The 11,950-nt window shown below is 49.6% G+C and carries 10 protein-coding genes; 4 read left to right on the top strand and 6 right to left on the bottom strand.

What is annotated here, in order from left to right:
- Both ACXLDX_RS01700 and ACXLDX_RS01695 read right to left on the bottom strand, forming a co-directional pair.
- Positions 1–1,868: DUF7088 domain-containing protein (locus ACXLDX_RS01700; protein WP_457575457.1), on the bottom strand; the 1,868-nt coding region annotated here is incomplete at its 3' end.
- Positions 1,865–2,791, bottom strand: a complete 927-nt coding sequence (locus tag ACXLDX_RS01695) for an ABC transporter ATP-binding protein (RefSeq protein WP_457575456.1) — start codon at positions 2,789–2,791, stop codon at positions 1,865–1,867. The genes ACXLDX_RS01700 and ACXLDX_RS01695, both read right to left, overlap by 4 nt.
- Positions 2,792–3,050: 259 nt before the next feature.
- Between ACXLDX_RS01695 and ACXLDX_RS01690 the strand changes: the two genes are divergently transcribed.
- The gene (locus ACXLDX_RS01690) at positions 3,051–5,537 is read left to right on the top strand and encodes an amino acid permease (RefSeq protein ID WP_457575455.1); all 2,487 of its coding nucleotides are present in this window, start codon (positions 3,051–3,053) and stop codon (positions 5,535–5,537) included.
- A 22-nt stretch (positions 5,538–5,559) separates the two neighbouring features.
- Here ACXLDX_RS01690 and ACXLDX_RS01685 read toward each other — a convergent pair whose 3' ends face one another.
- The 4 genes from ACXLDX_RS01685 to rph form a co-directional block, all read right to left on the bottom strand.
- Positions 5,560–6,522 carry a putative transporter gene (locus ACXLDX_RS01685; RefSeq protein ID WP_457575454.1) on the bottom strand — a complete coding sequence of 321 codons (963 nt, stop codon included), beginning with the start codon at positions 6,520–6,522 and terminating at the stop codon, positions 5,560–5,562.
- Positions 6,523–6,607: 85 nt separating this feature from the next.
- Entirely contained in the window at positions 6,608–7,309 is a 702-nt protein-coding gene (locus ACXLDX_RS01680; protein ID WP_457575453.1) for a DUF2339 domain-containing protein, read from the bottom strand.
- Between the two features lie 13 nt (positions 7,310–7,322).
- Positions 7,323–7,904 carry a pyridoxamine 5'-phosphate oxidase family protein gene (locus ACXLDX_RS01675; RefSeq protein ID WP_457575452.1) on the bottom strand — a complete coding sequence of 194 codons (582 nt, stop codon included), beginning with the start codon at positions 7,902–7,904 and terminating at the stop codon, positions 7,323–7,325.
- 1 nt (position 7,905) lies between these two features.
- On the bottom strand, positions 7,906–8,610 hold the full coding sequence (gene rph / locus ACXLDX_RS01670) for a ribonuclease PH (protein WP_457575451.1): 705 nt from the start codon (positions 8,608–8,610) through the stop codon (positions 7,906–7,908).
- A gap of 354 nt (positions 8,611–8,964) precedes the next feature.
- Here rph and ACXLDX_RS01665 point away from each other — a divergent pair, with 354 nt between their 5' ends.
- The 3 genes from ACXLDX_RS01665 to ACXLDX_RS01655 all read left to right on the top strand — a co-directional run.
- Complete coding sequence (locus ACXLDX_RS01665) at positions 8,965–10,002, top strand: TRAP transporter substrate-binding protein (RefSeq protein WP_457575450.1); 1,038 nt, start codon at positions 8,965–8,967, stop codon at positions 10,000–10,002.
- A gap of 220 nt (positions 10,003–10,222) precedes the next feature.
- The gene (locus ACXLDX_RS01660; RefSeq protein WP_457575449.1) at positions 10,223–10,732 is read left to right on the top strand and encodes a TRAP transporter small permease; all 510 of its coding nucleotides are present in this window, start codon (positions 10,223–10,225) and stop codon (positions 10,730–10,732) included.
- A gap of 3 nt (positions 10,733–10,735) precedes the next feature.
- Positions 10,736–11,950 (top strand): TRAP transporter large permease (locus tag ACXLDX_RS01655; RefSeq protein WP_457575448.1); only part of this gene is annotated, 1,215 nt, incomplete at its 3' end.

Raw genomic sequence — 11,950 nt, 5'->3', positions numbered from 1 at the left:
GCCAGCAGCAGGAGGATATCAGCATTCTCAGGAACCATGCCCTTTTTCAGATCAGTCTCAATCACGTTAAAATCCTCCCCGAGATACCGGCGCAACTGCCGGAACTGCCTTTTCTGCTCCGGGGGGGCATAGGGTGACATGGACGGAGTGGGACCAGGTGTCCAGACAGCCACACTCTTTAAAAATCCCGTGGAAAATCTCTTCAGGGCCGAGTCGATCACCCGCTGTACGGCCTCTGCCTTGAGATCCTCCGGCAGGGGAACCTGAACTTCCTGGTCACCATTTTTCATCACCATGTAAAACCAGAATGTTTTTGGAGAAAACAGTCCGGCAACCATCGGCCTGAACCCCCACTTCTCTTCGAGCTGATTGATAAAGCCCCCACCCTTTTCATCGGGATCAACAAAGGTGGCACTGAACCGACCACCACTCTTTTTGCCGGTTTCATCCACGGCCTTGACAATTGCCTTTTTCAGGTCAATCAGTTCTTCCGGCAGTTTGCCGTCACCGGAGAAATAGGCCGTAAAGGTTACAGGTCCGGTAATATTCTCAAAAAGATTGCCGCCGCTCTGGTAACTGTACAGGACCTTTTTTATGGCCTGACTGATATCGTATTCCGGGTTTTTCAGATCGACACTCATGTCGGTTTCACCGGCTGTCTTGATATCTATAAGATCCCGAAAATTCAGGGTTTCAAATTCACTGCCATAGGAAACCAGAATATCAAAATAGGAATTGGTTACCGCTGTCTGGTAACGGGAAGCGGTCCGGAAAGGAACGGGGCGGATACCATATTTTTCCCCGGCCTCCTGTTCCAGGTCCGGGTGTTCACCCGGATCAATGATCTCAACCTTGACCCTGCCGTTTCCGGCAGCTTCATATTCCTTCAGCAGATCACGCAGTCTCGGTACCAGGGGAGCCAGAAGAGGATGGGTCTGGGCGGAAAAGTAACCTCGGATAAGCAGTGGTTCCCGCAGTCGGGACAGATAGCTGCGGGTGGCATCACTGAGGGTGTAAATCCTGTTCTCCGTCAGATCAACCCGTACCTTCTGCACCGGGGCCATCCAGATATTGACAACCACCAGGTTCAGTACGGCAAGCAGGGTCACCAGCTGCCAGGTCCGATGGGACACCCTGTTCCTGTTGCCGGCCCAGCGCTGCTGCTCCAGGGAATAACCTGTCAATACCAGGAAGATTGCACAGATACTCAGGTAATAGAGAAGATCGCGGATGTCGATCACTCCACGGGTAATTGACTCAAAACGGGAACCGCTTCCCAGCAGTTTCAACAGCTCAGCGGTGGAATTATTGAAAAACCCGGTAAACGCAGGAGAACCAAGAAAATAAAACACCGTACAGATCAATACAGTGGTAATCAATGCTACCAGCTGGTTTTCGGATCTCGAACTGACAAAAATACCAATGGAAATATAGGCGGAAGCGAGAAAAAGAGAGGCAAGATAACCGCCGAAGACCGGACCCCAGTCCAGGGGACCGATAAAAGAGACCGTCACCGCCAGGGGCAGGGACAGCAGGAGTGCCAGGGCAACAAGGCCAAGGCAGGCCAGAAACTTTCCGCAGATCAGGACCAGGGAGGAAACCGGGGAGGTCATAAGAAGCTCGCGGGTACCGGTACGCCTCTCCTCCGCCCACATCCGCATGGTGATGGCCCCGCACAAAAAGATAAGCAGCAGGGGCATCCATTTAAAAAGCGGCTGCAGATCAGCAATATTACGGGCAAAAAAAGATTCTATCCAGAAAAAAATAAAAAAGGTGGCGCCAAGAAAGGCACCAAGGAATATATAGGCCGCAGGAGAGGAAAAAAAGGTTCCGAACTCCTTCCCGGCTATCCGGAGCATTGTTTTCATTGCATCCTCCCAGATGACATCATTGTTTCACTGAAGATTGTTTCCAGATCCCTCGTTTCAGGGGTCAATTCAAAAAGTTTCCAGTTATTCTGCATGATAGTATCGGCAATTTCAGGTGTGATATCAGGAGCATCACCCATAATTTCAAGAGAATACCTGCTCAATCCCTTTCCCCTGTCGACCCGGACAGCCTGAACAAAAGGCAGCGCCGCCAGAATATCCGAAGCACTGTCAACATCCAGGGCAACAGTCACACTTCGGCTTTCCTTTAAGGTTTCCAGAGACTCATCCAGAACCTTTTCACCATCCCGGATGATAATGACCCGGTCGCATACAGCCTGCACCTCCTGCATGATATGGGTGGATATAATTATGGTGGTCCGGGGGGCCAGTTCCCTGATCAGTTGTCTCATATGACCAATCTGGGTCGGATCAAGCCCGTTGGTAGGCTCGTCGAGAATCAGAAGCTCCGGTTCATGGAGCAGGGCCTGAGCAACTCCCAGCCGCTGCCGCAACCCCCTTGAGAGGGTATCAATACGATCAAAAGCCCGATCGCTGATCCCGGTCATTTCCAGGACTTCACGGATCCTCGTCTTTCTTTTTGACTCGTCCAGCCTGCGCAGAGAGGCGCAGTAGTCAAGATAGCCGATAACCGACATCTCCGGGTAAACAGGACAGTTTTCCGGCAGATAACCGATAATTTCCTGAACCTTGCGCCGATTCCCGGCCAGATCATGACCACCGATCCGTACCTGCCCGGTGGTGGGTTCGAGAAAACCGGTCAATATTTTCATTATCGTGGTCTTCCCGGCACCATTGTGCCCGAGCAGGCCGACAATCTCACCCCGTCCGATATCAAACGACACCTGACGCAGGGCGAAATCAGATCCATATTTTTTCGACAAATTGTCTGCCTGTATCATCTGTTTCTCCTCTAGTATTTGGCCAGCATAATCTCTTCTTCCCGGCAATAAACACCGCGATAAAAAGAGAAATAACCCAAAAAACGCATACTAACTCCCTAACATTGCACAAACATTACAAAAAGATTACAAAGGCGTAATGTTTCCGGTTCACGTCGGAAATTTCCTGGGATGGAGTCTTTCAACCACCTGTGTTATAAGGGAGAGGAAATATCCTAAGTAATCAGAAAAAAATAAAACCAGATCCGGCACTCCAGAAATGAAAAACAACAGCGGAAAACTCGGCACCTTTGCCGGAGTCTTTACCCCCTCCATCCTCACCATTCTCGGGATCATCCTCTTTCTCCGCCTCGGGTATGTCACGGGAAGCGGTGGTGTCGCCAGAACATTCATCATCATTGCCATCGCCAATGTCGTTACGGTCCTGACCAGCATGTCTCTGGCGGCCATTGCCACCAATCTTAAAGTCAAGGGGGGTGGTGATTACTATCTTATTTCCCGTACACTGGGCATGGAGTTCGGGGGAGCCATCGGCATTGTCCTCTATCTGGCCCAGTCTGTTTCTGTGGCCTTCTACTGCATAGGTTTTGCCGAGGCCCTCAATGCCATCACGGGACCTTCGTTTTTTCTCTCCTCACGGGTAATTGCTCTTCTTGCCGTATCGGCTATTTTTGTGCTCGCCTGGATCGGTGCCGACTGGGCCACCCGGTTCCAGTATGTGGTCATGGGGCTGCTGGTGGCGGCCCTTTTCTCCTTTTTTGCCGGTGGCCTGCCCCGTTGTAACGTGGACATCTTCCTGGCAAACTGGTCTCCGCCTGCGGACGGCCCACCGTTCTGGGTTATTTTCGGCATCTTTTTTCCGGCAGTCACCGGCTTTACCCAGGGGGTCAGTATGTCGGGAGACCTGGCTGATCCCGACAAAAGCCTGCCCACCGGTACTTTTATGGCCGTCGGCCTGTCCATTATCATCTATTTCGCGATGGTAACAGTTTTCGCCTGCGTTCTGCCAAACAGGATTCTGATGGAAGATTACCAAGCCATCAAGCTGGTTTCCCGTTATGATTTTCTGATCGACGCCGGAGTCATTGCCGCCACCCTGTCCTCGGCCATGGCCTCTTTTCTCGGCGGCCCGCGAATTTTACAATCTCTTGCGGCGGACAGAATTTTTCCTCTTCTCACTCCCTTCGCCAGAGGAGAAGGTGATGGCAACAATCCCCGCCGGGCTGTTCTGCTCTCCGGAGTCATTGCAGCGGGTGTCATCATGATCGGTCAGCTGAACCTGGTGGCCCGGATTGTCACCATGTTCTTTCTTATTTCCTACGGACTGCTCAACTATGCCACCTACTACGAGGCCAACTCGGACAGCCCGTCATTTCGTCCCCGTTTCAAATGGTTCAATAAATACCTGAGCCTGGCAGGCTGCCTTGTCTGCCTGCTGATCATTTTTGCCCTGGACCCCCAGTACGGCGTAATCGCCATGGCCATTCTTGCCGCCATCCATCAATATATCAAACGTACAGCCGGACCTTCCCGCTGGGCCGACAGTGGTCGCTCCCATGCCATGCAGGTTATCCGCAGCCAGCTGCTGGCCGCAAGGGATGATCCCGAACATGACCGGGACTGGCGCCCCCATATTCTTGCCTTTACAAAAGATAAGGAACGAAGGCTGCCTCTTCTCCGATTTGGTGACTGGATTGCAGGACAAAGCGGCATTATTACTGCAGTAAAAATCGTTGAAGGAGATCGGCTGAAGACAGAGAAAAAAAGGGAAGAGGAGCAGAGAGAGCTGGACCGAATTATTCGGGAGGAAAAACTCAATATCTTCACCCTGACCATGACCGCACCCGATTTCACAACAGCCCTGCCCTGTCTCCTGCAGAGTTATGGAATCGGCCCGGTTAAGGGAAACACTGTGCTGACCAACTGGTATGGGGAAACCATGACGCCCTTTCCCGGTCTTGTCGCCATGAAGTTCGGTCATAACCTGCGTGTGGCCTTTCGACGGGGTTACAACCTGGTTGTTTTCCACATTGATCCTTTACGAACCTGCAACATATTTGATCCTGAAAAAAAAGACAGAACCATTGATGTCTGGTGGAACAATGATGCGAGCAGCCGGCTGATGCTGCTTCTTGCCTACCTGATGACCCGCAGTGAATTGTGGAAAGACGCTGAAATCAGATTATTGTCGGTAAAAGAAGAAGAAAACCCGATCAACCATATGGAGGAAATTGACCGTCAGCTTGATGACGCAAGAATCGGGGCCGAGGTGGTCATGGCCGAAGACAGGAAACCGGAAACGATTCTCCTCCATTCCAGCACCTCGTCCATCGTCTTTCTCCCTTTCCGAATACAACGATCCATGCTTACGGACACAGGCGGTTACAGCCTGGAGCGGGTACTGACACAGCTGCCTCCCACAGCCCTGGTCATGGCCGCGGAAGATATTGATCTCGACGCCGAACCGGAAGAGGGGTCAGCGGGTGAACTGGCCCAGGCCCTGGATCGACTGCAGGAAATGGAAAGACGTGTGGCGGGGGTGGAAAAACAGTATGAAAAACTGAAAAAGCTGACAGACTCCCTCCAACGTCAGATTGCAGATGATGCCGATTTGCCTGAAACTGAACGGGAACACCTTGATCAGCAACTTTCAAATGCCCGGAAAGAACTGGAAAAACTGTTCAGAAAAAAGGCAAGGGAGCAGGCCAAACTCGACGATGCCATCATGGCAGTCAAAGAGTTCTGAGCGCAGACGGCAGAAAGTTTTTTTAATAGCCGATATTCTCTTCAAATTCCCGGAGACGTTTATTAATGGAGCGCAACTCAGTAATAGTGGTCCAGTTGGCAATAAAGATAGAAAAAGACTCACGTACTTTACTGAAGGCATTTGACACCTGGACGAGAACACCCAGGGTAATGATTCCGGTAAAGAGTCCCGGTCCCATGATCAGGTAAGGGACAATCACCATGAGCTGCTCAAAGAAATTGACCCAGATATCAAAATAACCGTAATGGAGAAAGAGCCTGTTATAGTTGAATTTAAGACCGGTAAACAACTCAATGATTGTCTCGGTTTTTCCGTAATTGATCTTGTCATCCTCGGCATAGACCAGCTCTTTTCTGAAAGCCGCCTCCACTTTCTGATTGTTGTATTCAAGTCCAGGCAGCTTGATTCCCACAAACCATGAAATCAGCAGACCTCCAATAGACACGATCAGTGCCACCCAGACCAGACTACCGGGAACCTTTTTGATCAGCTCTATATCCACACCGCTGCTCAGGCCCCAGAGAATGGGGAGAAAGGCAAAAAGTGTCATAATGGCCCGGATAACCTGAAGCCCGAGCGACTCGAATATCCTGGCAAAGCGATAAATATCCTCCTGGATACGCTGGCTGGCTCCTTCGACCTCTTCCTCAACCTGCTGCCATTTCTCCACGTAGGCAAAGGTCATGGCCTCCCGCCATTTGAAAGCGTAAATTCTTGTAAAATAAGCGGTTACCGTTGCAATCAGCACATAGGGAAAGGCGATTTTCGCGAATTTCAACATCTCTGCCCACAACTCCGTCACCTCATGTTCCGTTGCCTTCTGAAGAATATTATAAAAACTGCCGTACCATTCGTTGATGCGAACCGTCAACTCCACTTGAAAATAGAGGGCGAGCAACAGGACAAAAGCCCCACCATAGGCCCAGACAAACCACTCTCTGCTTTTAAAAAATGATCGAAACACGTTTTCTGTCCATTTTGAAAAATATTGAAATTTACAGGATGAAGGTACAGTAGATCATGCGCGGTATAAGTCAAGGATCCAGATTTCACACAAGAAAATAGATCAATTCATGGATGATGATTGCCGTCAACAGGCCGCCGGTTCCCAAATGATACGCTGTCAGAAGGAGTTTTCCCCATTTTTTTCCAAGGGAAAAAATAATCCTGTACTGTGTATAGAAGGCAACCCCCCAGGCAAGCCAGCCCCAGCCGGAGAAAAGATGGCTGCCTGCCGGAAGTTCGGAAAAAGCAACTACTCCCAGAAACATAAGCAAAGGCAGATGAAACAATGCCACCACTTCCGGAGATTTCCACTTCAGTTTCTCGGAGACAAGGCCGAAACCTATGGCACCTGCAGCAGAATAGAGAAGCAGCCCGTTTGCAAAATTCCACGGGAACATCTGCATATGAATTTCACGCAATCCGGCAACATACCACCAGCCAAGAGCCATGAAAAGCAGAAAAACCTCCAGGTATCTATTCACACCCGACCGGAGACGCCTTTTTTTCTGCAGAAAAAACAGGGAAAACCAGGCCGATAAGGATAGAAGAAAACACTGGAAAAAATAGCTGTTAAAAAAAATCATTGCCCGGACCGGATACCAGGATGATTTTAAAAACAGCAGTCCGACCGCAAGCTGCAGTGCAATCCCCAAAAGTTTAACTGCCTTCCTGTCCTGACAGGCACCATAAAAGACAAGCCCGCCACCTGCCAGGCTGCCGAAAACAATGAAATTCTGCCAATCCATTATTTTCAGACAACTACCGGATTTCCCGGACTGTCTCACTGTCCTCCGGGAGATTTCGTTTCGCAAGGTAGGAGCAAATCTTTTTCTTATCCTGTTCTGTTTTTTTTCGGGCAATATTAGCTTTGGCTGAAAGGGCGTCAATACGAACCGCAATCACTGTACAGCGGTCTACTGCACCAGTTTCCTCTGTTATACCGTTAAATGATTCAATGCCCTCATGGCAAGCCATCAGGGCATTGAGAGCTCCCAGTTTTTCTCTTCGCCCCTCCACACGCTCTGCTCGCCCTTTTATAATCACACTTTTATAAAACTGGGTTACAGAACAGGGTGACGCTTCTCTGTCAAATCCTGTATCAAGGTAAGCCAGAGGGAGATCAACCTCAAAACAGACCCGGTTATCCATGTCAATATTATCCAGTTTCTCTCCTTCCAACGCACAGTGAAAATAGACAGCTCCCTGCCAGTAGACATAATTCAGGGGAGTAATATATGGATAACCATCCTGCCCAAAGGTAGCCAGCCGCCCAACCCTGCACCTGTTCAAAAGTTCTTCTATCTCCTCATTATCTGAAATTTCTTCATGTTTCCTGCGCATACTATCCCTGCTCCTCCCACAAAACAAATAGTTCTTTAATCCCTTTTTCAGCAAGCCGCATCATCGCCAGAAAGGCGTCACCACCGAAGGGCAGACCCTCCGCCGTGGACTGTATTTCAATCCATCGTCCATCCCCGGACATGACAAAATTCGCATCGGCCTCAGCCCTTGAATCTTCACTGTAATCAAGATCAAGCAAAGGAATTCCATCCACTATTCCCACTGAAACGGCAGCTACCGGTAGAATTTCAGGAAGTTTTTCAAGTTTTTTTTCAGCCACCAGTTTTTTCAGGGCATCACGAACCGCCAGGGCACCTCCGGTTATACTTGCCGTTCTGGTGCCCCCGTCGGCATTGAGAACGTCACAGTCCACCCTGAGTGTTCTCTCGCCTATGGTTTTCAAATCAACCATCATTCGCAGGCTGCGCCCGACAAGCCTCTGGATCTCCATTGTCCGACCGGACCTGCCGTTTACCTCCCGACGGTACCGACTGTCAGTCGCACAGGGCAACATGCCGTACTCCGCGGTAATCCATCCCTGCCCGGAATCCTTTAAAAAAGGGGGGACCGATTCTTCCACTGACACACCACATATCACATGGGTGTTTCCCATTTTTATCAAAATTGAGCCATCAGCCTGATACTGTACACCCCGTTCAACCGAAACCGGCCGAAGAGAATCCACAGCCCTGTTATTTCCTCGCATATTTCCTCGCATCAAAAATTGCAGACCATAAACACCTAATATAACATACTGTAATAAAACCATTTTAACAAACCAGACACAAATTAACAAACAAAGCAACAAAACAGTAATTTATAAATCATTCATCGCATACAGTCTAATAAAATTATGCGCAATACACTTTTTACCGTATTAAGTTAAAGAAAACACTTTACCGTGAGCAGGGTTTTATGGTATGGAACTCAATCAGAAACCCGAAAGCAAAATATTTACCCGGTGCCTGGCCGGAAACGGAATTTTTCCTCCTGTTATCAAAAGGCGGGAGAAAAGGCCGTTTCTGAACCGGCAAGTCCTGATTCGCAGAGGAGACTCCCCATGAAAAAGTTTTTATTTGTTCTGTCAATCATCGTCCTGGTTCTGCCCTGTGGCTCCATGGCCGCAGGTAAAAAAAATCCGCTGGCGGCATGGCAACCTAAATTTGACCCCAGTGGTGCCGAATACACCTATATTCTTTCAAATATATCACATCCGGTCATTGAGGGTGTGGGAGTCGGCTATCGTATCCGTGATAAGGTCTGGGAAAAATCCGGGGGCAGGCTGTATGTCGATTTCCGTCCCCTTGCCCAGCTTGGCGGTGAAAAGGATGTTATCAGCAAGTTGAAACTGGGTGCCGTCCAGGGCATGCTCAGCTCCTCCGTGGCTGCCGCCAATATTTCCGACAGGCTGGGGATCGTCAATCTCCCGTATGTTGTTGATACTTTCGATAAACTGGATGCTTTCAGAAACACGCCGGAACTGTGGGAACCTTTTGCCGATGGTGCCCGGCGGCAGGGACTGCTTGTAGCCGATATCACAGGTTACGGCCCGTACGGCTGGGCGACTACCTCTCCTGTCACCACCAATGCGGACGCAAAAAAAATCAATTTCCGTATTGCGGAAGCTCCGGTCAACACTGATATCTATAAGGCATGGGGCCTGAAATTCACCGTCATGCCCTGGCCGGATGTCCCCCAGGCCCTGCAGACCGGTGTCATCACCGGCCTTGATCATACCGCTATTGTCTGCAATATCACCAGAAAATTCACCATCGCCAAGTCATTCACGGAACTGAATTACGCCCAGGGACTTTTTATTCACCTTATCAATAAACGCTGGCTGAAAAAACTGCCGAAGGATCTCCAGGAAGTTCTCCTGTCCGTCATCAGGGAAGAAAGCGCCAGGACCCGTGAACTGACCCGCAGACAGCATGAGATTCAGGTTGCCAAGGCCAAAGCGGCAGGCGTCACTTTCATCAAGCTGTCAGATGATGATTTGCAAGAACTCAAACGTGAAGCTGAACCGGTTCTTGAAAAATGGGGCAAAAAAATCGGCCCGGACTACCTGAACAAGGTTCGCCGAATACTAGGTGACTGATCTCTTAAGTTCATGACAGGTCCCGTTTTTCATTCCCAGGAGTGCAGTATTCAGGTTTAAAATAATCGTAATTGCTCACAGATACCCCGGCTTTTCACGGGCTCTTTTGTCCGCTCAGACAGGCTGCAACAAGCTGCGGCAGGTGAGCAATTACATCTAAAAGATTATAAAATCATAGAATTACTGCCACAGCGAGTCATTGTAATAATCAGCCTCAACAATGCTAAAAAAAATTTTCAGACAAATTGACCGTTTTTTTCTTTTTTTCGAGGAATGGTCTCTTTTTGCGGCTGTCTGCGTTGCTCTCGTGACGGCCATGGCTAATGTTATCCTCCGTAAGACGACCAGTAATTTTAATATTTACTGGTCAGATGAAATTGTCAGGAAGGTTATTTTCTTTACCACATACATTGGCTGTGTCGCTGCTGTTCGCAGCCGGGAAATGATCTGTATTGATGCCCTGCCGCAGATGGCTCCGGGACTGAAAAAACCCCTGGCTCTCTTTTCTCAGTTCACCGTACTCATTTTTGCCGGAACCATGGTTTACCTCGGCTGGCAGATGACTGTAATGATGTTTGAAGACGAATACGCCAAAACAGCCACCCTGCAGATCCCTGAATTCTATTTTTATGCACTCCTGCCCCTGATGGGCTGCATGATGTTTATCCGAACCCTGATCACCATCCGGGAAACCTGGATCAACACCCGTGACGTCACAGGGGAGAATTAGCACGTGGAACAGAGTTATATTCTCATCTTCGCCCTCCTCCTCGGCTGTCTTGCCTCCACCGTCCCGGTCTTCATGGCCCTCTTTTTCACGGGAACCGTCGGTCTTGTCTACGGGGTAGGTATCGATCCCCAGATAGTCATTGAAGTCCTCTATCGCAGTATGGACAAATTTGCCCTGGTAGTGGTCGTGTTTTTCATCCTCTGCGGTAATATCATGACCACCGGCTCAATCGTGGAAAAACTGATCAAAACGGCAAACGTTCTCGTGGGATTTCTTCCAGGGGGACTGGCCATGGCCGGGATACTGGCCTGTGGTTTTTTCGGAGCCATTTCCGGCTCCACCGTGGCCACCGTCGTTGCCATCGGCGGATTCATGATACCCGCCCTCATCGAAAATGATTATGATGAAAAGTTTGCCGTGGGGATTATGACAACTGCGCCAATTCTAGGGGTGATCATCCCGCCTTCCATCGCCATGATCCTCTATGCAATGGTCAGCAATGATCAGCTGGAAGCACTTTTCCTGACCGGTTTCATCCCCGGCCTGATGATCATTCTGGCCATGAGTTTCTACACTTATATCGTCTGCAAAAAAGCGGGAATGAAAAAACGAAAAGCTCCCTCAATGAGTGAGGCGATGGCCGTGCTGAGGGAAAGCTGCTGGGCTCTCTTTCTACCGGTGCTTATCTTCGGTGGTATCTATTCCGGTCTCTTTACGGCCAATGAAGCCGCGGTTGTGGCCTGTTTTTACGCCTTTTTCGTGGAAATCTTTATCCATAAAGACATGAAAATGAGGGATGTAAAAAAGGTTGTTGTCACCTCGGCCATCACCTCCTCCACCCTGCTCATAATTGTTGCGGGCGCCTCGGTCTTCGGTGAATACCTGACCTTTGAACAGATTCCCGGGAAAATTGCCGCCGTCGTTGTGGAGAATATATCTTCTCCCTGGGTTTTTCTCCTCTCCGTCAATATCCTGCTGCTCTTTATCGGCATGTTCATGGATATTATCTCGGCGACCCTTATCCTCACCCCGATCTTTCTGCCTCTCCTGGACAAATTCGGCATCAACACCATGCATTTCGGCCTGCTGATGACCATCAACCTCGGCATCGGTTACTGTACTCCACCCCTGGGGGTCAGTCTTTATATTTCCGGCGCCAGGGTCCATAAGAACCTGATATACATTTCAAAAGCAGTCATCCCTTTTCTGCTCATCCAG

The organism is Desulfomarina sp. (assembly GCF_054039375.1).
This window is presented reverse-complemented; position numbering and strand designations above follow the sequence as displayed.